This is a genomic window from Bacillus sp. EB106-06-01-XG163, assembly GCF_058791615.1.
On the sequence record NZ_JBYTDS010000014.1, the window covers coordinates 34,377 to 58,335 of the forward strand.

Sequence of the window (23,959 nt, forward strand, 5' to 3'; positions counted from 1 at the left end):
ACCTTGAGCTTATTTTTCGCTCAAGGTTGCGTTATGAAGCATGACCGTTTCAGGCACGGGCAGCTGGCGGTTTATTGTTCCCTGACCGCCCGGGCGGCCCTGTTCTTCTTTGAGTTCAAGCTGTTTAATAAACCGGCCGTCCATTTCTAATATGAGGGCAGTGTATCCCCCGATTTGTATCGACTCACCCGCACAGATGTCAATATTCCGTTTCAGCACAAGACCGCCGATCGTGTCGACTTCCTCTTCAATCCCTGCGCCGAGAAGATGATTCACCTGATCGATCCGAACCTTTCCGTCCAGCACATAATGGCGTTCGGACAGCTTTTGAATCTGCGGCTGTTCGTCCTCATCAAATTCGTCTCTGATATCGCCGACGATTTCTTCAAGTATGTCTTCGGTCGTCACAAGACCGGACGTTCCGCCGTATTCATCAGACAATATCGCCAAATGAATCCGTTCTCTCTGCATTTTTATCAGCAGGTCGTGTATCGGGATCGTCTCGATGACTTCAATCACCGGGCGGATGTAAGACGTGATGGATACTTCCGCTTTTTCATCTTCTGTCATAAACAGCAGATCTGAAAAGAGATGCTTCGTATTGATCATGCCGATGACACTGTCTTTGTCCCCGTCCGTTACGGGCCAGCGCGTATATTTATCTTTCAGCATCATATCAAGCATTTCCGGAACGTCCATATCAGTGGAAACAGCCGCGATTTCTTTTCTCGGGATCATGATTTCCTTGGCGATCCGATTATCAAAATCAAAAATTTTATTCACAAACGTATATTCAGACGGATTGATTTCTCCGTTTTTTAAACTTTCTGACAGCAGGATCCGCAGCTCTTCTTCAGAGTGGGAGCCTTCATGCTCAGATGCCGGCTTTAATCCGGCCAAACCGGTCAGAATTCTCGCGGAGCCGTTCAGCACCCAAATAAACGGGAACATGAACACGTAAAATAACCGAAGCGGTCCGGCAATCCATAACGTCAGCTTTTCCGCTTTTTGAATCGCAACCGTTTTAGGCGCAAGCTCACCGACGACGACATGCAGAAACGTAATCAGCCCGTACGCCGCAGCAAAAGCAATCACATGCTCAGCAGAATCCGGCAGCCCCATGCCCTGAAACACAGGATGAAGCATCCGCTCAAATGCAGGCTCTCCCAGTACGCCGAGCCCGATGGATGTGAGTGTAATGCCAAGCTGCGAGGCGGATAAATACTCATCAAGATCCGTAATGATACGCTTTGCGAGCACCGCCCGTCTGTTCCCTTCTGAAATGAGCTGATCGATTCTGGATCTTCTCACTCTGACGATCGCAAATTCACTCGCCACGAAAAATGCCGTTAACGTAATGAGCACACCGATTAAAATCAAACTGTCAATATCGTCCATTTCACCTTATCCCGAATTGAAGGATAAGGACGTCACCTCCTGATTTCATCGTTTTTTCTTAAGCGAGAGGAACGAAATGGGTGATTGACTACACAGAGGGCCCCATCCTGCCACCTCCTAAGTCAAAGCATGATTGTCATTTGTATAGTTTATTGTATCACAACTCCATTCTTTCATCATTTTCAGATTTTTTATCATATAAAAAACAGCCTTCAAAAAGAAGGCTGCCGTTATCTGCTCCGGAAATGATTTTCTAAACAAAGCGCCGTATTAATCCCCCCGAATCCCATGCTTAAGCTTAACGCATGGTGTACGGTATGGGCGCTCGGCCCGTCGGTCACCCACTGAAATGAATCGTCAATCGGCTCCGTTAAGTTTCGGATCGGATGAAGCTTGTTTTCCCGCATTTGCAAGAGAGCAGCAATGATTTCCACCGTTCCGGCCGCACTCAGACCGTGTCCGGTAATCGATTTTGTCGCATTAATCCGCGCGTGCGACAGGCCGCTTTCAGAAAGCGCCCGGCATTCAGTCTTATCACCGATCGGCGAACCGGTGCCGTGCGGGTTGATGTAATCGATCTCTTTTGCTGAAAGACCGGCCCGCTCCAGCGCCTGGCGGATCACCGTCATTTCGCCCTCTGCTGAAGGATTCGGGTTGCGGTTCGCATCAGAAGCCATCCCCCAGCCCTTTAAGCCGGCCCACGAACGCGCGCCCCTCTGTTCGGCAGATTCAGCGCGTTCCAGCACAATCGCCCCGCACGCCTCTCCGAATATAAACCCGTCCGTATGCCGGTCAAACGGGCGGCAGGCGGCTTCAGGCCGTTCAGCGTATGTATCAGTGCCCATCGCTCCCAAAGAACGGAGAGCATGACACTCCATGTACGACAGATCGGCCAGCGCCCCGACCACGATGCACCGGTCAAACAGGCCGCCTTTGATTCCTTGAGCAGCCTGAATAACCGCCGCCTGGCCGCTTGCCGACGCGCCGCCGACCGTAAAGGCCGGCCCTTTTATCCCGAATTGCTCCGTACAAAGCCCCGACAAATCACTATCCATAAAAGAAAGCCCGTATGTCGGATTTACAAATTGCGGCGTTTCACCGTTTTTCTCAAAGGCCTGCAGCAATTCGCGCTGCGTCATATTCGAGCCGCCGATAATCAGACCGGTGCGGCTGTGATCAGCGCCGTCTAATTGAGCGTCATGCCACGCTTCATATAAAGCGATAAGCGCCGTCTTTCCCGATAATGCGGCCCTTCGGTACAAGCGCTTCGACAGCGCGTCCGGCGGCGTTAATTCGCTAAGCTCCGCGCCGATAAACGAACTGCCTTTCTGCCGGCCGGGCCGTTTCATCACATCAAAGGCGTGCCGCCCCTCCATAAGCGCATCGAGAAACGCCTCCTTGCCTTGTCCGACCGCGGTTAAGACTCCGATTCCTGTAATGCTGATGTCTGACGTGCCATTATTACTCCTCGACATTTGTCCGTTCTCCCATCTTTATGTATTGGAAGCTATGAAGAAAAATCTTGATACAGTGCTTTGAAAATATCGCGCGACTGTCTGATCTGTTCTGAAGGCACGCTGAAAGATAATCGGAAATAGCCGCTTTTTCCAAATCCGCTGCCGGGTACGATCAATAGTTTGTATTTCTGTGCGGCATGCATGCAGAATGCCACCTCGTCTTCAATCGGTGATTTCGGAAAGACGAAAAAGCCTCCTTTCGGCATTTCAAATTCGAAACCGGCTTCTGTGAGGATGTCCACCATAAGGTCTCTCCGCTTTCTGTAAGGTTCAGCGTCAATCGAAAGATCATCCATTTTCGCCACGGCACGCTGCATCATGACCGGAGCGTTCACAAAGCCGAGCGTCCGGTTGCAGAAAACGAACGCATCCGTCAGAAGATCGCCCTCAGGCATTTGGGCGTCTGCCGCGATATACCCGAGCCTTTCCCCCGCAATGCCGAGATCTTTACTGAACGAACTGACTAAAATCACGCGGTGATACGCCTGAAACGGATTCGCCTGCTCTTCTCCGTAGATCAGCTGGCTGTACGGTTCATCAAATAAAATAAATATGCTTTGGCCGTTCCGCTCTTCGGCTTCTTTTAATAAGGCGCCCAATTCGTTAAGGTTTTTCTGGCTGAGCACAGTCCCCGTCGGATTATGCGGCGTATTAACGATCAGTCCTTTCGTACGGGGGGTGATCGCACCTTTAACCGCTTCAATATCAATCTCAAATGAGTCAGTCAGCGGGCAGATGACGGGTCTGCCGCGGTAATTTTCAACATACGCTTTATATTCCGCAAAATAAGGCGAAAGAAGGATGACTTCTTCCTCCGGGTTTAAAATGCTCTTCAGCGCGACATTCAGCGCCCCGCCGGCTCCGACCGTCATGACTGTATGCCTGGCGGAAATTTCTGTCTGAAACCGCTCTGACAAAAAGCGCGCAACCTTTTCTCTCGCCTCCGGAAGCCCCTGGTTTTGTATGTATCCGTGCCGCCCTGTTTCAGCCGCTTCGCAAAGCGCCTTTTTAAATGTTTCAGGCGGCTCCGCAACCGGATTTCCTATTGAAAAGTCAAACACCTTATCGGCGCCGAACTCTTTTTTCAGCCGAGCGCCTTCATCAAATAGTTTGCGTATCCATGACCCTTTCTCCAGATTCTGTGTCACTTCCCGTGATAAACCGGCCACTGTCATCTGTCCCTTCTGTCTTTTTCTTCCGTTTCTATTTACAATGATTATGAAAGATTTACATGGCGCAGTCAACGCTTTTTCAGACAGCCCGCCGCGCCGTTTCAGGAGAAAGACGGAAAACAATAAACTTGTGCAAACTCCCCTTCATATATTAAACTATTCTCATAACTATAACGTGATGGTTGGGGAGGGATTTAGATGGGGCTGAGACTTATCGCATCAGTGAATTAGCAGAGCTTGCCGGTGTAACGAAACGCACGGTGGATTACTACACAAACCTCGGGCTTTTAAAGCCTGACAGGTCTTGTTCGAACTATCGTTACTACGATACACTTGCACTTAATCGGTTAAAGTTTATAGTCGCTTGTAAAAAGCAGCGATTGGCCCTGTCTGATATAAAAGATCGACTGGAGAACCAGTTTCCCTCTTCAGCCCTGCCTGACGATATTGGAAATCTGGCATCGGAAATTGATCACATGAATCAAAACATCTCCGTGATCTTGAATCGGTTTGAAAAGCTTGAACCAGAGGAGCGCGCCCAGCTGAAAAAAAGGCTGGCTCCTGAAAAGCTTGCAGTGCTTCAATCATTTATGCTGCTGTTAAGTTAAACCATTATCTTACTAACAGGAGGTGTTACCTTCATCTTCCCAAAAGGAGTGAAGGTTCTAATTGGACATTGTGAATTTGATTTTAGTCGCGGTTTTAATCGCGCTGACGGCATTTTTCGTAGCATCTGAGTTTGCGATAATCAGAATCAGAGGCTCACGGGTTGACCAGCTTATAGCAGAAGGAAATAAAGCCGCAATCGGTGTCAAAAAAGTGACCACGCATTTAGATGAGTATTTATCGGCGTGCCAGCTCGGCATAACATTGACTTCCATCGGTCTTGGTGTCTTAGGCGAATCAACGATTGAACGCTTGCTTCATCCGCTTTTCACAAAGATAAACGTACCAAGCTCATTATCGCATATTATTTCATTTATTCTCGCCTATGCGATCATTACATTCTTACACGTGGTCGTGGGAGAGTTGGCGCCGAAAACAGTCGCCATCCAGAAAGCGGAAGCCGTTTCAATGCTGTTTTCGAAACCGCTCATTTGGTTTTACCGCATCATGTTCCCGTTTATCTGGCTTCTGAACAACTCCGCCCGTCTTTTAACGAAGGCGTTCGGTCTTGAGACGGTGTCTGAAAATGAGCTTGCCCACTCTGAAGAAGAGCTGCGCATCATTTTATCGGAAAGCTATAAAAGCGGTGAAATCAACCAGTCTGAATTTAAATACGTGAACAAAATCTTTGAATTTGACGACAGACTTGCAAAAGAAATCATGATTCCGCGTACGGAAATCGTCAGTCTGCCGCATGATATCAAAATTTCTGAAATGATGGACATCATTCAGATTGAAAAATATACCCGGTACCCTGTCGAAGAGGGTGACAAAGATAATATTATCGGCGTTATTAACATTAAAGAAGTGCTGACCGCCTGCATCAGCGGCGAAGTATCAGTCGACTCGCCGATTACCGATTTTGTCAATCCGATCATCCATGTGATTGAGTCGGCACCGATTCACGATCTGCTTGTAAAAATGCAGAAGGAACGCGTTCATATGGCGATTCTGTCGGATGAATACGGCGGAACCGCGGGGCTTGTCACCGTTGAAGACATTATTGAAGAAATCGTCGGGGAAATCCGTGATGAATTTGATATCGATGAAATCAACGAAATCCGTAAACTCGGCGACGGCCATTACATGCTTGACGGCAAGGTCCTGATTGATCAAGTGAACGAACTCCTCGGCATCCATTTGGAAAATGACGAGGTCGACACCATCGGCGGCTGGTTCCTTACCCAGAAATACGACGTCGAACAATACGACTCGATTATCGAAGAAGGCTGCGAATTTATCATTAATGAAATTGACGGCCACCACGTCGCATATATCGAAGTGAAAAAAATGGCGTTTGATGAACTGCTGGAAACCGCCGAACAAAAAGAAGCATAACAAAAAAGCTTGCGCGTCTGATACAGACGGCAAGCTTTTTTTCATTTACAATTGTTCAAGTTTTTTCTCAAGCTCTTTAATTCTGGCATTCAGCTCTTCTGTCATGGCCGCAAGCCTCTCCTTTGGCGCAAGATCGGAAAAGTCCTCCAAAAAAATCGGCTCGCCGATGATAAGCCGCATTTTTCCCTTTTTAAACAGCGCTTTTCCCGTAGACGGCCCTTTATATGCGGCCGGAACGAGCGGCGCTTTTCCCATTTGGGCGATGGTCACGGCCCCTCTTTTCAGCGGGACGTCTTCAGATGTTCTCGTGCCGCTCGGAAAAATCCCGACAATCTTTCCTTCCTTCAGAAGCTTAATCGGCGTTTTAATGCTGCTTGGGCCCGGATTTTCACGGTCAACCGGGAACGCGTGAATCTTCTTCAAAAAACGTCCGATCCACTTTTTCTGAAACAGCTCTTTTTTCGCCATATAATGAATCTGATGGGGCAATATCCCGACACCGAGCGTGAGGACGTCCACCCAGCCCGCATGCGTGCACGCGATAACGAATCCTTTATCAGACGGAAGATTCTCTTTATTGTACACTTTCACTCCTCCGCGCAGGGATAGAATGCATTTGATGGCATTTGCACAAAACTTATACATAACGCACTTCCTTTGTTGTAATGATCAAAAGTGTTCTCTCTCTCTATTATAACAATATTTTTTATTACCTGGTACTAATAATTATATTTTTCCTCCGCCGATCTCTATCTTTTATGACGGATTTTGGGTACTATAGAGAAATGGTGTTTGATGAGGTGAAAATGAATTTAAGCCGTTTGCATGGAACGTGCAACTTTAAACCTTTCTTATGCGTGTATAACATAGAGGGGAGAAAAGGCAGTGACGATCGATGAAATTTACCAAATGTATATGAATGATGTTTACCGGTTCCTGCTCTCCATGACAAAAGACAAGCATCTCGCTGAAGATTTGCTGCAGGAAACCTTTATGAGGGCATACATACACATTCACTCCTACGACCACAGCAAAGTAAAGCCATGGCTTTTTCAAGTGGCGAGAAATGCGTTTATAGATTATGTCAGAAAACATAAAAAGGAAGTGACCATTTCCGATGACTTAATTGGGAGCCTTTTTCAGACGGCTGTTCAAAGCCCGGCTCATCAGATTGAAATCAAGGAAGTGCTGACAGGGTATATGTCCGAACTTCCCGACAATTATCGGGAGGCCTTAACACTGTATTATTTAAAAGAACTGAATTACAAAGAAGCATCCCATATTATGAATATTTCAGAGGCTAATTTTAAAAGTGTTTTATTTCGTGCCAGACAGCGGCTGAAAGCACTTTATAATAGAGGTGTTAATGATGAATGAAGAATTTAAAAAGCGTTTTTACCAATACAAAAATGGAGAAATGAGCGACCGGGAAATGGCCGCCTTTGAAGAAGAGCTGGAAAAGCTGGAAGTCTATCAGGAGTTGATTGAAAGCGAAATGCAGGACGACCGGGAATGGGACGTCGGCATCAGCCCGGAAAAACAGAAGGCCATTTTATCATACGGAAAACGCAAATCGTATTTGCGGATTTCAGTTCTCGCCGTCATCTCCACTTTGATGATTTTGCCGCTTTGCACATTAGGAAGCTACCTCTATTACGGTCTGGGAGGAAAAGAAAGCACCGGCAATCAATTAATGGAGACCGCGGCAGTGACGGTGGCGACCACAATGCCGAACGTCCTCGTCGATACCTCCGGACTGAAAAGCCAGGTGAAGCTGTTTGGAATGAATACGGAATTTCCGCTGCAAAAGCAGATCGGCACAAAAACGAAATCGGTCGGCGGAGAACGGATTGAAATGTTTTTAGATACGGTCAAATCGCCTGCCGTTAACTACTATGATCTAGACGCGGCACAGGCAAAGCATTATTTCGCCCATCCTTCCGGCTTAAAGGAACCCACGATTGACAAAGCCGGACAGACATTAAAAAAATTGCCTGAAGGAAGCGTGGCGGAGGTCTATCTTTCTTATGACAGGGCCTACCCTTCTTCTCAAATATATTCGACTTTTAAAAAATACGATGTGAAGTTTTTATGGAACGCGGTCGAAACGGAGAAAAATCTGAAAGACAGTCCTTATGCAGAGCCGTTAGGATTTCCCGGGAAAGATTCCAAGATGGTGTCCTCTTTCGAAACGCAAGGACAGACAGACCGTGAACAATTTATCAATGCCCTTGAATTTATGTCCCGCCATAAAAAATGGGCGCATGCAATATCGAAACGCAAAGACATGAATCTGGGCAGCCGAATCGACTATGTTGAACATCACGGAATGAACGTATACGGCTCTGTCGTGACGGGGCCGACAAAAGAAATCGAACGTCTGCTGAAAAACAAAACAGTAAAAGCAGCAAACATCGGTGAGGTGGAATTATGGAATTGGTAAGAATTTTTAAAGAGCATAATGTTTTCGGCTGGATATCAGTCGGTACCGCGATTTTGTCGCTGCTGCTTTTGAACGTGGCAATCATCAGCAATGTGACTTTCTATTCTTATCAGATGCTGCCGTTTGCGATGGCCGCCGTGCCGTTCGGCATCATTGAGCTGTTTATTAAAAAAGGACGGACGGGCCCGGGACTGCTCGGTGTCATTCTCAATCTGTTCGTCATTGTCTGTGTATATACGATCGTTGCGGTTGATACGAATCTGCAATTCGGTTTTTAAACATAAAAACAGGCCCTTTTACGGGGGCCTGTTTTTTTAAAATGAAAGAACGCCGATTAAATGCAGCAATACGACGATGATAGCCAGCGGCACGAGATATTTCAGAAGGAAATACCACACCTGAAAGAAACGATAGCCGATGGCGGAACCGCTTTTCATCTCGGCAAACAGCTCCTGCTTCGGTATTTTCAGCGGGACGAAGATTGATATTAATAAAGCGCCGAGCGGAATCAGCACATTGCTGACGGTGAAATCCGCAAGATCAAAAAACGTTTTTCCGAACAAATGAACATCACCGAGCACACCGTATGATAAACAAGACGGAATTCCGACTAAGAAAATGAGCAGACCGCTTGTCCACGACAGCTTCTTTCTTTTCGTTTCATCACCTTTCCCCACAGTCGCCACGATAATTTCCACCATCGAAAAGGCCGAAGTCAGCGCGGCGAAGAAAAAGACCGCCAAAAAGCTGATAAAAAACAGCGAGCCGAACGGCAGCCGGTCAAACACAGCCGGCAGCACGGTAAACAGCAGTGTAGGCCCTTCATCCGGTTTAAAGCCGAACGAAAAAACCGCCGGGAAAATGGCCAGTCCCGCAAACAGCGTAACGAGCACATTCATCATAACAATGGAACCCGCCGAACCCGGAAGATTTTGGGTTTTCGGCAGGTACGAACTGTATGTCACCATGACCGAAACACCGAGCGTTAATGTAAAAAACGCCTGTCCTAAAGCATATAGGATGGATTCCGGCGTCAAATCTTCAAAGTGCGGAACCAATAAAAATCTAATCCCCTCAACGGCATGATCGAGCGTGACTGATCGCAGCACAAGCAATAGAAACAGCACGAATAAAATCGGCATCAGCACCGCACTGACACGTTCAATCCCTTTCTGCACGCCTTTTGCGACGACCGCCACCGTCATGATCATAAATACAAGCTGCGCAATGAGAGTCTGGATCGGATTTTCAATGACCGTCCCGAACACCGTGCCGTACTGCTCCTGAGTGAGCCCGGATAAAGAACCGGTAACGGCTTTTAACACATAAAGCAAAATCCACCCGCCGACAACACTGTAAAAAGACAAAACTAAAAAACAGGCCGCCACACCCACATAACCCGTAAGGTGCCATACCGACTTCGGCGCGGCTTGTTTGTAGGCATCAATCGCATTTGTCTGGCTCCGTCTTCCGAAAATAAATTCACCGAGCAAAAGCGGATAGCCTAAAAGCACGGTAAAGAGGACGAATATAAGAAAAAAAGCGCCTCCCCCGTTCGTACCCGCTACGTAAGGGAACTTCCAAATGGCTCCCAGGCCGATCGCCGAACCGGCAGCGGCCATAATAAATCCTATTTTTGAGGCCCATTGAACCCTTTTTTGGTCAGACACGACTTTCCACTTCCCTTCCGCCCTATATTATCCCTTATTCGCTGCGATAACTTAAGCCCATTTTAATATGTTTCATTATTCCGAAAAATAAAAAGGAGCGGCGGGTGCCGCTCCTTACAAATCCCCGTTTAATTTCGAATGCTTTCTCGAATATAAGAAATAAATCACCAGACCGATGATCAGCCAGATAAAGAAACGGAATATGGTGGTGGCGCCGAGGTTAATAATCAAAAACACGCAGAACAGAATGGACAATACCGGAATAAAGGGAACCCCCGGACATTTAAAAGCCCGCGGCAGATCAGGCTGTTTCTTTCTCAATACGATAACCGCCACGGAAATCAGGACAAATGCGGCAAGCGTGCCGATGTTCACCAGCTTCGCCAGTTCATCAAGCGGGACAAGCGAGCCGAGTAATGCCGACAGGATGCCGAACACCCATGTCACCACGTGCGGCGTTTTATGCTTCGAATGGACTTTTGAAAGCGACCCCGGCACCAAACCGTCACGGGACATGGCAAACATCACCCTCGTCTGGCCGTACAGCATGACGAGCATCACCGTTGTCATTCCCAACACTGCGCCGATATCAATAATCCCGGCCACCCAATTCTGTCCGGCCATCTGCAGGACGAGAGACACGGGATGGTCAACGCCTTCAAAGCGGGCAAACGGAACGACGCCCGTCATAATCGCCGATACGGTCACATACAGCACGGTGCAGACGATTAATGAAAAGATAATTCCTTTCGGCAGATCCTTCGCCGGATTTTTCGTTTCTTCAGCGGCGGAAGAGACGGCGTCAAAACCGATAAAAGAGAAGAAAACGAGCGCCGCGGCACTGAAAACACCGCCGAACCCCATCGGTATAAACGGCTGCCAGTTGTGAGGTTTGACATATACGGCCGCAACGGCGATAAACAATAGAACAACCAGAACCTTCAAAATGACCATAATATTATTGACCCGCTTCGATTCCTTAATGCCTAAATAGAGGAGGAATGTAATCGCAAGCACGATAACAAATGCGGGGAGATTAAAGAATGTGACCGTGCCTTTAATGGATCCCGGCGCGGCCGTTAATGCGGTCGGAAGATGAATGCCGAAGCCCGCCAAGAATGATTGAAAATAGCCGGACCAGCCGACCGAAACCGCGCTGACGGCGAGCATATATTCCAAGATTAAATCCCATCCGATGATAAACGCGAGAAGTTCACCCAGTGTCGCATAAGTAAACGTGTAGACGGAACCCGAAACCGGGACGCTTGAAGCAAATTCGGCATATGACAGAGCCGCAAATAAACACGCAAGAGCGGCGATGACAAATGAAACGGTCAGCCCCGGCCCCGCCGTGACAGCGCCTGTTCCGGTTAATACAAAAATCCCCGTTCCGATGATGGCCCCTATCCCCAGAAGGGTCAGATCAAAGGCCCCTAACTCTCTTTTCAGCGACTTTTCCCCGCCCGTTGCGGCAAGCAGGTCCTGAATGCTTTTCTTTCTGAATACGCTCCCCTTCATCTGCTTCACTCCTTGTAAATCAATATATGTTAGAATATTCAGATAACAATAGCAATAATGACTAAATTCTTATTTTTCGCATGAAATGTTTCAGCACATCATTCCTTTCTCCTATGTCATATTATAGCGAAAAATATAAAAATGAAAATAACTTTTTTGAAAATTCTATATATTATTTTTAGTTTTCATAAAACAGAACTCAGCGGATTCTCCACTGTGAAATATTAACATTAGTGATTCAGCTGGAGACTTCCATTTTTTGAAGATCGTATTCATATGTACGTTCAAATAAAAATCCCGCCCTTTTTAAAAGCGCGGGATAAGACTTGCGTATTATGTTGAAATAAATCTGCCGCCATTTACGTGAATGGTTTGCCCCGTCATATAGGAAGATTCGTCTGAAGCCAGAAGCACGTAAGCTCCGGCGTGTTCCGCAGGCTGTCCCGGTCTTCCCATCGGAGTGTCCAGACCATGCTTTTCCACCTTTTCTTCAGTAAACGTTGCCGGAATCAGGGCGGTCCAGATCGGCCCGGGGGCCACCGCATTTACTCTGATCCCCTGATCGGCCAATGACATCGCCATTGAACGCGTAAAGGAAACGATGCCGCCTTTCGTGCACGAATAGTCGATCAATGATGTGTCTCCCTGATAAGCGGTAATAGACGTTGTATTAATGATGGCGCTCCCTCTTTGCAGGTGGGGCAGCACGGCTTTTGTCATATGAAACATAGAAAACATGTTTGTACGGAATGTCTTCTCCAGCTGTTCAGCTGTAATATCAAGAATCCCGTTTTGCGGATGCTGCTCAGCCGCATTATTAACGAGAATATCTATTTTTCCGTAGTGATCTAAGACTTGCCGGACCGCCTTCTGACAATGCGCCTCATCACCGACGTCTCCCGGAATTAACAGGCATTCGGCCTGGTATTCTTCCGCACGCTTTTTCGTTCTCTCGGCATCGGCATGTTCGTCTAGGTACAGGATGGCAAGATCCGCCCCTTCCTTCGCGTAAGCGATCGCAGCCGCTGCGCCGATGCCGCTGTCTCCGCCCGTGATGACGGCGACTTTTCCTTTTAATCTGCCCGACCCTTTTACATCCGGGTCCTCCAAGAGCGGTTTCGGCTCCATGTCTGACTCAATGCCGGGCTGGCGGTTTTGCACCTGCGGCTTTTGTCCTTCCGTCTGTCTGTCCATCGGATTCATATTCTCACACTCCTGCAATTGGTATTACTGAAACGATACCACGCAGCGCGGAGAGTTAAACGGACAAATATGCCGGTAATTAAAGCTGCTGAGCCGTTTCGGGAAAAGCGCCGGTGTATTTCGCAGACGGCCTGTAAATCATGTTGTCAGCGGACTGTTCAAGCACGTGTGCGCACCAGCCTGCCATTCTGCTTGCTGAAAAGGTCGGCGTAAACAAATCATTGTCGACATCAATGGCCTGCATCACAGCCGCTGCGTAAAACTCCACATTCGTATACAGCTTCCGTCCGGGCTTATATTGCTCTAACAGGCGGATGGCTTCCTTCTCCACATAAAGCGCCAAGTCAAGCGACGGATCATTTCCCGCCACTTCTTCAGCCTTTATGCGCAGCGCTTCCGCCCGCGGGTCTTTTGTTTTGTACACCCTGTGCCCGAAGCCCATCAGGCGTTCTCCCCTCATAAGCTTCGCTGCCAAATACGCTTCTGCATTTTCTTTTTTCCCGATGTCTTCAAGCATTTTCGTGACGCCTGAAGGCGCGCCTCCGTGCAGCGGCCCTTTCATCGTACCCAGTGCGGCAGTGACGGCAGACACTAAGTCCGATTCAGTCGAAACGGTGACTCTCGCTGAAAAAGTCGATGCATTCATCCCGTGCTCCATCGCCAGAATCATATACGTTTCAAGCGCTTTCTTTTGGGCTGCGGACGGCTGCCTGCCTGTCAGCATATACAAATAGTTTTCAACGTGTCCGTATCGCGCCTCAGGTGACAACGCTTCCTGCCCTTGTTTACGGCGGTATCTGTACGCAATAATCGTCGGTGTGACGGCAATCAGTTTAACCGCTTCTTCCGGCTTGGGCGGATATGTAAATGAATCTGTGCCCAAACCTGAAACAGCCGTTCTCAGCACCGCCATGTCGTCCATTTCATCCGGAAGCGTTTCCAGTAAGTCGATCAAATGTTTCGGAAGCCCGCGCTCGGCTGCAAGTTCTTCCTGAAACGCAAGCAATTGCCGCTCATCAGGAAGCGCCCCGTTCAAAATGAGATACGCCGCTTCTTCAAAACTGGATTGCAGCGCGATATCCTTCGCATCATAGCCGCGATATATTAAATGCCCCTTTTCTCCGTCAATGTGGCTGATCGCCGTTTCTGCACAAGTAATCCCTTTCAATCCACGATAAATCAATTTCATTCCCCCTTATCCTCTTTCTGTTATTATAGTAAATATAATATTTAAAAAATAATGAATATTTTTAAGGGAATTAATTAAAACTTTTAATCAGAGGAGTGCATCTATGGATTTTAAATGGCTTCACACCTTCGTCACCGCGGCAAAATATGAGAATTTCAGAAAAACGGCGGAAACGCTTTTTTTATCTCAGCCGACCGTCACCGTTCATATAAAATTATTAGAGAAAGAAATCAGCTGCAAGCTGTTTCAGCGAAGCGGCCGGAAAATACAATTGACCGAAGAAGGAAAAGCATACGTGCCGTTTGCCATGAGGCTTTTGGAAGACTATGAAAACAGCATGGCGGAGCTGCACAGGGTGCGCCAGGGCTACTCGCACACGCTGACACTCGCTGTTTCGCCGCTTATCGCCGACACCGTTCTCCCGTCTGTCATGAAGCGTTATACAGAGGACAATAAAGAAACCGAAATGACGGTCACCATTTTCGAATCGGAAGAAATCGCCTCTCAAATCAGAAACGGCTCAGCCGATATCGGACTGAGCTGCTTAAAGGTGCAATCATCTTCCCTCACTTGCCGCCCCCTGTACAATGACCCCGTTGTCCTCGTCGCGCCGCCCGGCCGAAAACCCGGAACAGGGAAGGCGGATGAAGTGAAAGACCTGTTCGGACAATATCTGCTTTTGACCCATAACCATCCTGACTATTGGGATGATTTGCTCCGCCAGGTCAGAATACAGTTCCCTTTCGTCAGGACAATGAAGGTGACACAGACGCATATTACGAAACGATTTATTAAAGAGGGGCTGGGTGTCTCATTTCTGCCGCTGTCAGCGGTACGGGCCGAACTCGCCGCAGGCAGCATGATTGAAATTCCGTGCGAATTCGCCCAGATGCCGAGCGCGGGCGCATACGCCATCGCCCTCTATGAAAATGAAAAAAAGAAAACCTTTTTAGATTTTTTATCACATTTTCATTTTTAGGTGAAACAAATGGAGCTCTGTCCCGTCTAAATAAAAAACCCGTTCTGATGAACGGGTTTCTATCGCTGCTAGAATCTTTTCGCGCCCAGGTAGCGCGGTTTCCAGTAGCTGTTATTCAGATCACTTGTTGTGACGCCGTCAGAACCGGCATGGATGAACTTGTTGTTTCCGATGTACACACCCATGTGTGAAGGGCCGGCCTGATATGTTGTAAAGAAGACGAAGTCTCCTCTTGACGGGCTGGACACGCTCTTCATTGAGCTCCAGTATCCCGCAGTGCTCGTTCTGCCGACACTCGTCTGTTTGTTTAACAGGTACCAGATAAATCCGCTGCAGTCAAAGCCGGAAGTCGTTGTTCCGCCCCATACATACGGCGTGCCGATTAAAGATTGCGCATCAGAAATCAGCTTGTTTACATTCAGGCTCGTCTGTGCAGCATTATGGCTGGATGAAGGCTGCTTTGATGACGAAGATCCTGAAGACGTTGAACCGGAAGTTGATCCCTTTACTTTAAGAACTTGTCCGATGCGGATCAGGTCCGTTTTTAAACCGTTTAAACTTTTTAATTGGTTTACCGTCATTTTATATTTATTCGCAATTTTCCAAAGGCTGTCGCCTTTTACGACTTTATATGTAGACGATGATGACTTGCTGCTTGAGCTTGAACCTGAGGATGATTTACCGTTAATCGAAAGCGTCTGACCGATGTAAATGATATCCGATTTTAATTTGTTCTCAGATTTAATGGAATTAATTGACGTTCCATACCGATTTGAAAGTCCCCATAATGTATCGCCTTTTTTTACCTTAATCGTTTGCGCAGATGCCGCGCCCGCAAACAAAGTCGTCCCCAAAACCACTGCCGTTGTTGCTGTAACAAGTTGCTTTTTCATATTTTCCTCCCTGAATGATTCTATCTATTTTATGTGTCTCTTTTTTAAAGTTTTTATCTGTTTCCTATTATAAGGTTCAATTTCCACTAGAAATAGACTTGACTTCCCGTGACAAATTTCTTACTAATTCGTTTTAGAAAAAAGTTTTTAAGGGTATTAAATATTTCAATTTGATTTCAAACGTGACGAAAAACGAGTCAATTTGTCATGTTTTTTTCCTGTGATCCTCGTATTTTGGAAAAACAAAGCAGTTTATTTTCCAAATAACCCCTTGTTAAAAAAATCCTCGACTTTTTCAAAAAAGTGAATGGTTTTCACTCTTTCTTGAAAACATAACTTTACACTGGAATTTACATTTCTAACAATGTTTCACCTGAAATTTACAGGAGGAACAGGCGCTCTTTACAAACACCCCCTACCATTAGACATGCAGACACGATTAAAGGAGGACGAGTGAGAATGAGTCTATTTAAACAGGTTCGATCAAAACTTCTGCCGGCGGCAGCCGTATCCGTGCTGACAGCCGGTCTGATTGCGGGCGCGGGGCTTCAGCACTCCGAACAGGCTGCGGCAAAAAAACAGCCTGACAAAAACGAAATCAGAAACGTCATCTTCATGGTCGGCGACGGAATGGGCGCTCCCTATATGAACGCCTACCGTTCGGTCATTAACAAAGGAAAGCCTTCGGATGGTATGAAACTGACGGCATTCGACCCCAATCTCACCGGTATGATGATGACTTATCCTGACGATCCTGATTCCAATATTACCGATTCCGCGGCGGCAGGCACGGCAATGGCCACGGGCGTGAAAACGTATAACGCGGCGATCGGAGTCGATAAAAAAGGAAAGCGGGTAAAATCCGTCCTCGAAGAAGCGAAACAAAGAGGGAAATCCACCGGACTTGTCGCAACTTCGGAGATTGCCCACGCCACCCCTGCGGCATTCGGAGCCCATAACAAATCCCGAAAGAACATGGATGACATCGCAAGCAGCTACTTTGATGACCGCATCAACGGAAAACAGAAAGTCGATGTGCTCCTCGGAGGCGGCAAGTCAAACTTTATCCGTAAAGACCGCAATGTAACAAAGGATTTCAAAAAAGCGGGATACAGCTACGTGACATCAAAACAGGAGCTCAAAAAGGATCGTAACAAGAAGATTCTCGGCCTGTTTGCCGATGGCGGACTCGACAAAGCAATCGACCGCTCAAACGCCGTCCCTTCATTAGAAGACATGACAACGGCAGCGATCGACAGGCTGAACAAGAATAAAAAAGGGTTTTTCTTAATGGTCGAAGGCAGCCAAATTGACTGGGCGGGACATGACAATGATATAGTCGGCGCAATGAGCGAAATGAAGGATTTTGAAAAAGCGTATAAAGCAGCGATCGCATTTGCCAAAAAGGACAAACATACGCTTGTCGTTGCCACGGCTGATCATACCACCGGCGGATTGACGATCGGCGCGAATGACGATAAAAACTGGCATGTTGAACCGATTCTTGCCGCAAAAAAAACCCCGGCATTTATGGCTGACCAAATCAAAGCGGGCAAATCCGTATCTTCCGTGCTTGCGCGCTATACAGACCTGAAATGGTCAAAAGCTGAAATCAAACAGATCGAAACGGCCGCAAAACAGGATGCTGACAAGAGCATCTACAAAGCGATCATTAAGCTCTTTAATGCGAAAACCAACAGCGGCTGGACAACCGGCGATCATACAGGCGAAGAAGTTCCCGTTTACGCATACGGTCCGGGAAGAGAGTCATTTACGGGGCTTTTAAACAACACGGACCAGGCCAAAAAGATCTTTCACATCCTGAAACACGGAAAATAAAAAAGGATGCGGGGGTTTCCCCGCATCCTTTCTTCTTTTACAGATATCTCCGGTGCACTCCTTTGCCGTCATACGAAAACATCACTTCTCTGTCTTCAAGAACAGATTCGATGTGCACGCTCCTGCCCCACAGCTGGTACAGATACGGCAGCACTTTCTCCAAATATTTCAGATCAAGCTCAATTCCCTCATACCAATGTTTAATATAAAGCTCATTATTCTTCAGGTAATCCCCGTCATTGACGGTCAGATAAGGAAATCCCCCGTTGACCCGCATGTTCACGAGCTGGTCGCGCACGGCCTTCCATTCTTTGTCGATCACTTTATAGTCCCTGCCCTGCTTTTGGAATAAATACAAATCCTCACGCATCACGAGATCTTTCGTCAAATAATTGCGGATAAATGATATATCCGATTCAATTTCCCTGACCTCAAACATTTTCTCGCGTCCGGAACCGGGCTTTACTCCTGTTTTTTTCATTTCATCTGTCGGGTTGTCATAACGCTCTTCGATGTCTTCAAAAATTTTCAGCCCTAAATAATACGGGTTGATTCCCGTTTTTGACGGCTGAACGACGCCTGCGTTCAGCTTCGCAAATTCGATGGCTTCATCTGAAGTCAGGTCAAGCTCGCGGATAATCCGCTGATGCCAATAGGATGCCCAGCCTTCGTTCATGATTTTCGTTTCCAGCTGAGGCCAGAAATACAGCATTTCTTCTCTCATCATGGTTAAAATGTCACGCTGCCACGGTTCAAGCTCCCGCGAATGTTCCTCGATAAACAGCAGAATATCTTTTTCCGGCCGGGGCGGAAACGGTTTTTTCCCTTTTTTCTTTTTCACCTGCTTCGGCTTATCCATTCCCCATAAATCATCGTAAGGCGATGGCGCGGTTTCTTCTTCGTCCTCCTCTTCGTCATCGACGCTCCACAGCAGCTTCGGCCTGACGAGCGACGGATCGATATGCTCCTGAACCGCCAGAATGGCATCTAAAAAGGACTCCACCTCTTTGATCCCGTGAATTCTTTCATAATGCTTAATCCGCTCCGCCGCAGCCGCCATACTCTCAACCATGTCCCGGTTCGTATTTTGAAAGCGGCAGTTATGTTTGAAAAAATCACAATGGGCAAGAACATGGGCTACAATTAATTTATTTTGGATCAGCGAATTGCTGTCCAGCAAAAAAGCGTAGCAAGGGTTGGAATTAATGACAAGTTCATAAATTTTGCTCAAACCGAGATCATAATGGAGTTTCATCTTGTGAAATTGTTTGCCGAAACTCCAGTGGCTGAATCTCGTCGGCATGCCGTACGCGCCGAATGTATAAATAATCTCAGCCGGACAAATTTCATATCTCATCGGGTAGAAATCAAGGCCGAAACCCTTCGCAATGTCGGTTATTTCCTCAATTGCCCGCTGTAAACCTTTTGTCTCCTCCGCGTTCAACCGAATCCCCCCTACTTGGACTTATATATAATGTATGACCCCTCCTCTCAAAAGATGAAATAACAGACCAGTTTCCGGCTGAAAACTTTCGGCACATCCGCCCCGTTTGCTTTATATGTAAGTGGGTAAAACACACACCATACCCCAAAAAGAAAAGGAGCGATTCTACTTGAATACAGCAGACATGCTTACGACGTATCTCAGCAAACTCCCGAATCTGATCATCGCACTGCTCGTCCTGCTTATCGGCTGGGGCATTGCCAAAATCATTGAAAAAGCCGTATACAAAGGCCTGCAAAAAACAAAAATCGACGACAGGCTGTTCGCCGAAAAAAAGCCGGCGCGCTATTCCTCAGAAAAAGTCATCAGTAAAGTCATTTATTTTATCGCATTAATCATCGTTTTTATTCTATTCTTTAACATTCTGCATCTGACAACCGTGGCTTCGCCTTTTGTCAGCATGCTGTCAGCGATAACGGCGGCTGTGCCGAGCATTTTAAAAGCCGGCCTGATTCTGCTCGTGGGCTGGGCGGCCGCTTCGCTTTTCAGCTATCTCGTCAAAAAAGCGGGCATGAAACTCGCTGAAAACGGCCGGCTCAGAAAATGGACAATGGTGTCTGAAGAAGCGGAGATGAGCAGATCCGTTACGGCCGCTTCACGAATCGTTTTTTACTTCGTCTTGCTCTTGTTCCTGCCCGGCGTCTTGGCCGCTCTCCAGATAAGCGGAGTATCAGGGCCGTTTACAAATATGATCCAAAGCGTTTTGTCCTTTATACCGAAATTATTCGCCGCGGCGCTGATTGTTTTAATCGGCTGGCTTGTTGCCCGTCTCGTCCGTGATATCGTCACAAACTTTCTGGCGAGTATCGGCACGGAAAGGCTCGCCGCACGTATAGGGCTTTCTATATACCTGAAGGATACAAGCCTGTCGGCAATCATCGGAACGATTGTCTACGTGCTGATTTTCATTCCGGTGATCATTTCTGCGCTTGACCGGCTTGATGTGGCGGGTATTTCTGAACCGGCGTCAGCCATGCTGCACACGGTCTTCACAATGCTCCCTAATATCATCATCGGTATCGTGCTGATCATCGCCGGCATCTGGATCGGAAAATGGGTCAACAGCATTGTATCCGGGCTCTTGCACCGGGCCGGTTTCGACTCTCTTCTCGGTAAAATGGGTTTTGAACAGACGGGTACCCCGAAGCTGACGCTTTCTCAGACGGTCGGCATGATTGTTCAGATCATCATCGTCCTGCTGTTTACGGCAGAGGCGCTGCAGCTTGTTCATCTCGAATTTCTCGTCGTTATCGCAACAGGTATTATCGCTTACCTGCCTAATGTTCTGGCCGCTGTATTTATTCTCGGAATCGGACTTTTGGCCGGACAGCTCGTCAGCAGGCTGCTTGCCGGCATGCTGAGCGGAAAGGAATTCAGATTCCTGGCGCCGCTTGCGAAATATACCATTATCACTCTTTCAATCTTTATGGCGCTGGATCAGCTCGGTGTCGCCGACACGATCGTAAATGCCGCGTTTATTCTGATTCTGGGCGGTTTCGCGCTTGCCTTCGGACTTTCATTCGGTCTTGGCGGAAAAGATTTCGCCTCCCGTTATCTCGCAAAATTGGATCGCAAAATTGAAAAACATCAATCGGCTGACGATCGGAAGCCGCCGATGTCTTAACGAAAAAAACGTGTGCTCAGAAGGAGCGCACGTTTTTTTTGAGTTAAGGGGGCAAATTCCTTTTTTTTCATTTTAGATTCATATATGATAGACTGTAACAGAAGCAAAATCTCTTTTTTCGAGGTCATTCTATGAAATTAACGAACTATACCGATTATTCTTTACGCGTTTTGATTTTTTTGGCTTCCAGACATTCCGATGAACTTTCCAACATAAAAGAAATCGCAGATACTTATTCCATCTCTAAAAACCACCTCATGAAAGTCATTTACCGCCTCGGCCAGCTCGGGTATGTCGAAACGATCCGGGGCCGGGGAGGCGGAATCCGATTAGGAATGACACCGGAAGACATAAACATTGGAGAAGTCGTTCGAAATACAGAAGACGACTTTAACATCGTAGAATGCTTTGACTCCAAAAAAAATCTCTGTATCATATCTCCCGCCTGCAACTTAAAGAACCTTTTGAATGAAGCCCTGCAAGCTTACCTGGCCGTTTTAGACAAATATACGTTAAGGGATCTGGTCAAAAACAAAGAGGAGATTATGAGACTGCTCAGAAGCTGAAGGAATGTCCGCATTCCTTCTTTTTTTTTATGCCGGCATAAGAAAAAAGGACTATTTCTATTAATATGATAAACGATTGCAGACAAGTGCCGATATAAAGATTATCATTACTGATATCCTCACCTTGCGGCTGCAACGAATGGGGATAGTAAAATCATCGCAGGAAAAGGGAGATTCATTATGAAAAAAAAGGTAGCGGTCGGTTTGACTGCATCTGCGATCGTCGGGTCTGCGTTAGCTGTAACACCGGCAGAAGCACAAACGATTAAGGTTAAAAGCGGAGATTCATTATGGAAACTTGCCCAAAACTACAATACGAGCGTGGATGCCATTACATCAGCCAATCATCTAAAATCCACCGTTCTTTCTATCGGGCAGACACTCAACATTCCTAACGGCAAATCAGATTCCGGCAGCAAAAATCCATCTTCAAAGAACAGCGGCACGACTAAAAGCGTTTATACAGTGAAAAGCGGCGACTCGCTGTGGCTGATCGCATCTGATTTTAAAATGTCCGTACAGGAACTGAAAAAATTGAACGGTCTGACAAGCGACTTAATCCGCGCGGGACAGAAGCTGCAAGTGACGGGGAAAGTTTCCTCAAGCACCGATCAGAAAAAAACCACGCCGGGCAGCAGCTCAAACAGCAGCAAAAAGCAGTCATCATCTTCCGGGACGTATAAAGTCAAACTCGGCGATTCACTATGGAAGATCGCAAACAGCGTCAATATGACCATTGCGGAACTCAAAGTATTAAACAACTTAAAAACGGATACGATCTACGTAAACCAAGTCCTGAAAACAAAAGGAACGTCTTCTTCGGGAAACACGCCGTCAAAGGACAATTCAAACCAAAATAAAAACCAGACGCAAACGTCCTCCTATACAGTAAAAAGCGGAGACTCACTCTGGAAAATCGCAAACGCATACAATATGACGGTTCAGCAAATCAGAAGCATCAACAAACTGACGTCAGACATGCTGCGGGTCGGACAAGTGCTTAAGCTGACCAAAACGTCATCTTCCGGCTCTTCGACTTCACCGTCAACTCCGAACCAGTCCGGAAATACAGGGAAAACCACTACATATACCGTGAAAAGCGGGGATTCTTTATGGGTGATCGCCCAAAAGTTCAATGTGACCGCCCAGCAGATCCGCGAGAAAAACAATCTGAAAACAGATGTTCTTCAAATCGGACAAAAGCTGACGATTACCGGGCAGCAGACAAACACGACTCCGAATCAGTCCGGCAACACAGGCGGCACAGGTTCAACAAGCGCGAAGATTAATGTAATGATCGATGCCGCAAAAGCTCAGCTGGGCGTACCGTATGTATGGGGCGGGACGACGCCGAGAGGCTTTGACTGCAGCGGTTTCATTTATTACGTTCTCAATAAGGTCACTTCTGTATCCAGACTTTCAGCCGCAGGCTACTGGAATACGATGACATCAGTCAGCCAGCCGGCGGTCGGTGACTTTGTCTTTTTCTCAACTTATAAAGCCGGACCTTCCCACGTCGGTATTTATCTCGGGAACGGCCAGTTTATTAATGCAAACGATTCGGGTGTCGTTATTTCCAGCATGAACAATTCCTATTGGAAACAGCGCTACCTCGGCGCAAAACGTTTCTTCTGATATCTGACAAGCTGTACGGCCTCAATAAGGCTGTGCAGCTTTTTTTACAGTCTGAAAATATTAATGCTGATCACGTGTTTTGTCACGGGATGGAAATACACTTCAGCACGGGATGAAAACGTTTCTTTTGCTGTTTGCACCGTTACGCGAAACACATCTTTCGTCTGTTCCCGGTTCACTTTTGTACGGCCCATGTACGAATAATCGGTAAGCTCGGACCCCTTGTATTCACGTTCAAGCTGGTTCCATGCGAGCTGCTCCCATTTTTCAACTGATGGATCAAGGTGTTCTGTATGCCCTTTTTCAGCGATCGAGGCAATGAGAATGCCGCAAAACAAGAGGGCAAGCGCAAATGGAAGGGATTTCATCTTTATGTTCTCCTGAGTCGTTTTTTGTCAATCTTAGCGTGTCCAAAGAAGAGACGGATATGCGGTTTTATTTTATGTCTCCCTCATATTGCTATGCCGCTGTGATAAGGCCACCAACTTTTCCCCCGTTGCATCGGGCTTCGACGGCATAAACTAACGGAGAACTTCTCATTGAAAGGAGAAGCGTTAGATGGATCATGCCGATTATGACAAAGCCTTGTATTACACACACCGGTCTCAATGGGACAATTTGTTAATATTGATGGTTCGTACAAAAGATGATTTATTATCAAAGCGTATTGAGCACTTTCTGCACGCGTATCATTTCGAATATGATCATGCGGTGCTTGAAAAAGAGCTGTATTCTCTTCTCGGGTATATTGATCATGCGACAGAGCTCGCTTATGAAGATCAATTAGCCATGCTGACATAAAACA

The 23,959-nt window shown here is 47.0% G+C and carries 22 protein-coding genes; 11 read left to right on the forward strand and 11 right to left on the reverse strand.

The genetic code is table 11. The annotated features are described in order from the left end of the window. Positions 1 to 9: 9 nt before the first annotated feature. The 3 genes from AC3WTF_RS15575 to AC3WTF_RS15585 form a co-directional block, all read right to left on the reverse strand. Positions 10 to 1,398: a hemolysin family protein gene (locus AC3WTF_RS15575; protein WP_047935536.1), complete on the reverse strand. Its 1,389-nt coding sequence runs from the start codon at positions 1,396 to 1,398 to the stop codon at positions 10 to 12. A 230-nt stretch (positions 1,399 to 1,628) separates the two neighbouring features. Further along, positions 1,629 to 2,873, reverse strand: a complete 1,245-nt coding sequence (locus AC3WTF_RS15580) for a beta-ketoacyl synthase N-terminal-like domain-containing protein (protein ID WP_492314303.1) — start codon at positions 2,871 to 2,873, stop codon at positions 1,629 to 1,631. 32 nt (positions 2,874 to 2,905) lie between these two features. Then, positions 2,906 to 4,090 (reverse strand): pyridoxal phosphate-dependent aminotransferase, encoded by a 1,185-nt coding sequence (locus AC3WTF_RS15585; RefSeq protein WP_015417125.1) that lies wholly within the window; start codon positions 4,088 to 4,090, stop codon positions 2,906 to 2,908. Positions 4,091 to 4,269: 179 nt separating this feature from the next. On the opposite strand from AC3WTF_RS15585, the gene cueR reads away from it, so the two are divergent. Beyond that, complete coding sequence (cueR, locus tag AC3WTF_RS15590) at positions 4,270 to 4,695, forward strand: Cu(I)-responsive transcriptional regulator (protein WP_007409263.1); 426 nt, start codon at positions 4,270 to 4,272, stop codon at positions 4,693 to 4,695. 61 nt (positions 4,696 to 4,756) lie between these two features. After that, positions 4,757 to 6,091 (forward strand): hemolysin family protein, encoded by a 1,335-nt coding sequence (locus AC3WTF_RS15595; RefSeq protein ID WP_047935535.1) that lies wholly within the window; start codon positions 4,757 to 4,759, stop codon positions 6,089 to 6,091. Between the two features lie 45 nt (positions 6,092 to 6,136). Here the strand turns inward: AC3WTF_RS15595 and AC3WTF_RS15600 are convergent, their stop codons facing one another. Next, positions 6,137 to 6,736 carry a lysophospholipid acyltransferase family protein gene (locus AC3WTF_RS15600; protein WP_007409265.1) on the reverse strand — a complete coding sequence of 200 codons (600 nt, stop codon included), beginning with the start codon at positions 6,734 to 6,736 and terminating at the stop codon, positions 6,137 to 6,139. Between the two features lie 240 nt (positions 6,737 to 6,976). On the opposite strand from AC3WTF_RS15600, the gene sigM reads away from it, so the two are divergent. From sigM to AC3WTF_RS15615, 3 genes are read left to right on the forward strand one after another with little or no spacing between them, the layout of a single operon-like run. After that, positions 6,977 to 7,468 carry an RNA polymerase sigma factor SigM gene (gene sigM, locus AC3WTF_RS15605; RefSeq protein ID WP_003155312.1) on the forward strand — a complete coding sequence of 164 codons (492 nt, stop codon included), beginning with the start codon at positions 6,977 to 6,979 and terminating at the stop codon, positions 7,466 to 7,468. Next, positions 7,461 to 8,534 (forward strand): anti-sigma factor, encoded by a 1,074-nt coding sequence (locus tag AC3WTF_RS15610; protein ID WP_042635015.1) that lies wholly within the window; start codon positions 7,461 to 7,463, stop codon positions 8,532 to 8,534. The genes sigM and AC3WTF_RS15610 overlap by 8 nt, the downstream gene beginning before the upstream one ends. Continuing rightward, entirely contained in the window at positions 8,522 to 8,812 is a 291-nt protein-coding gene (locus AC3WTF_RS15615) for an anti-sigma-M factor (protein ID WP_003155315.1), read from the forward strand. The genes AC3WTF_RS15610 and AC3WTF_RS15615 overlap by 13 nt, the downstream gene beginning before the upstream one ends. A 36-nt stretch (positions 8,813 to 8,848) precedes the next feature. Here the strand turns inward: AC3WTF_RS15615 and AC3WTF_RS15620 are convergent, their stop codons facing one another. From AC3WTF_RS15620 to AC3WTF_RS15635, 4 genes are all read right to left on the reverse strand, one after another. Then, a complete protein-coding gene (locus AC3WTF_RS15620; protein ID WP_015239483.1) occupies positions 8,849 to 10,204 on the reverse strand; it encodes a sodium-dependent transporter in 1,356 nt (451 codons plus the stop codon). Between the two features lie 114 nt (positions 10,205 to 10,318). Beyond that, positions 10,319 to 11,722 (reverse strand): branched-chain amino acid transporter BcaP, encoded by a 1,404-nt coding sequence (gene bcaP, locus AC3WTF_RS15625; RefSeq protein WP_327948239.1) that lies wholly within the window; start codon positions 11,720 to 11,722, stop codon positions 10,319 to 10,321. A 333-nt stretch (positions 11,723 to 12,055) separates the two neighbouring features. Then, entirely contained in the window at positions 12,056 to 12,925 is an 870-nt protein-coding gene (locus AC3WTF_RS15630) for an SDR family oxidoreductase (protein WP_015417120.1), read from the reverse strand. 79 nt (positions 12,926 to 13,004) lie between these two features. Next, complete coding sequence (locus tag AC3WTF_RS15635; RefSeq protein ID WP_039062859.1) at positions 13,005 to 14,108, reverse strand: citrate synthase/methylcitrate synthase; 1,104 nt, start codon at positions 14,106 to 14,108, stop codon at positions 13,005 to 13,007. 109 nt (positions 14,109 to 14,217) lie between these two features. Here AC3WTF_RS15635 and citR point away from each other — a divergent pair, with 109 nt between their 5' ends. Then, positions 14,218 to 15,093, forward strand: coding sequence for a transcriptional regulator CitR (citR, locus tag AC3WTF_RS15640; RefSeq protein WP_007409271.1), 876 nt, complete (start codon positions 14,218 to 14,220; stop codon positions 15,091 to 15,093). Between the two features lie 68 nt (positions 15,094 to 15,161). On the opposite strand, the gene AC3WTF_RS15645 is transcribed toward citR, so the two are convergent. Beyond that, the gene (locus AC3WTF_RS15645) at positions 15,162 to 15,986 is read right to left on the reverse strand and encodes a C40 family peptidase (protein WP_007409272.1); all 825 of its coding nucleotides are present in this window, start codon (positions 15,984 to 15,986) and stop codon (positions 15,162 to 15,164) included. Between the two features lie 459 nt (positions 15,987 to 16,445). On the opposite strand from AC3WTF_RS15645, the gene phoA reads away from it, so the two are divergent. Then, a complete protein-coding gene (gene phoA / locus AC3WTF_RS15650; protein ID WP_043021357.1) occupies positions 16,446 to 17,825 on the forward strand; it encodes an alkaline phosphatase PhoA in 1,380 nt (459 codons plus the stop codon). A gap of 37 nt (positions 17,826 to 17,862) precedes the next feature. Here the strand turns inward: phoA and AC3WTF_RS15655 are convergent, their stop codons facing one another. After that, the gene (locus AC3WTF_RS15655) at positions 17,863 to 19,269 is read right to left on the reverse strand and encodes a SpoVR family protein (RefSeq protein WP_007409274.1); all 1,407 of its coding nucleotides are present in this window, start codon (positions 19,267 to 19,269) and stop codon (positions 17,863 to 17,865) included. 169 nt (positions 19,270 to 19,438) lie between these two features. Between AC3WTF_RS15655 and AC3WTF_RS15660 the strand changes: the two genes are divergently transcribed. The 3 genes from AC3WTF_RS15660 (at position 19,439) to lytF (ending at position 23,154) form a co-directional block, all read left to right on the forward strand. Continuing rightward, the gene (locus AC3WTF_RS15660) at positions 19,439 to 20,953 is read left to right on the forward strand and encodes a mechanosensitive ion channel (protein ID WP_492314304.1); all 1,515 of its coding nucleotides are present in this window, start codon (positions 19,439 to 19,441) and stop codon (positions 20,951 to 20,953) included. A gap of 131 nt (positions 20,954 to 21,084) precedes the next feature. Continuing rightward, the gene (gene nsrR, locus AC3WTF_RS15665; RefSeq protein WP_007610306.1) at positions 21,085 to 21,519 is read left to right on the forward strand and encodes a nitric oxide-sensing transcriptional repressor NsrR; all 435 of its coding nucleotides are present in this window, start codon (positions 21,085 to 21,087) and stop codon (positions 21,517 to 21,519) included. Between the two features lie 180 nt (positions 21,520 to 21,699). Next, positions 21,700 to 23,154 carry a peptidoglycan endopeptidase LytF gene (gene lytF / locus AC3WTF_RS15670; RefSeq protein WP_492314305.1) on the forward strand — a complete coding sequence of 485 codons (1,455 nt, stop codon included), beginning with the start codon at positions 21,700 to 21,702 and terminating at the stop codon, positions 23,152 to 23,154. Positions 23,155 to 23,198: 44 nt separating this feature from the next. On the opposite strand, the gene AC3WTF_RS15675 is transcribed toward lytF, so the two are convergent. Further along, a complete protein-coding gene (locus AC3WTF_RS15675; RefSeq protein WP_007409279.1) occupies positions 23,199 to 23,522 on the reverse strand; it encodes a DUF3889 domain-containing protein in 324 nt (107 codons plus the stop codon). A 190-nt stretch (positions 23,523 to 23,712) separates the two neighbouring features. Here AC3WTF_RS15675 and AC3WTF_RS15680 point away from each other — a divergent pair, with 190 nt between their 5' ends. After that, entirely contained in the window at positions 23,713 to 23,955 is a 243-nt protein-coding gene (locus tag AC3WTF_RS15680; RefSeq protein ID WP_003155335.1) for a YhdB family protein, read from the forward strand. Positions 23,956 to 23,959: the final 4 nt, after the last annotated feature.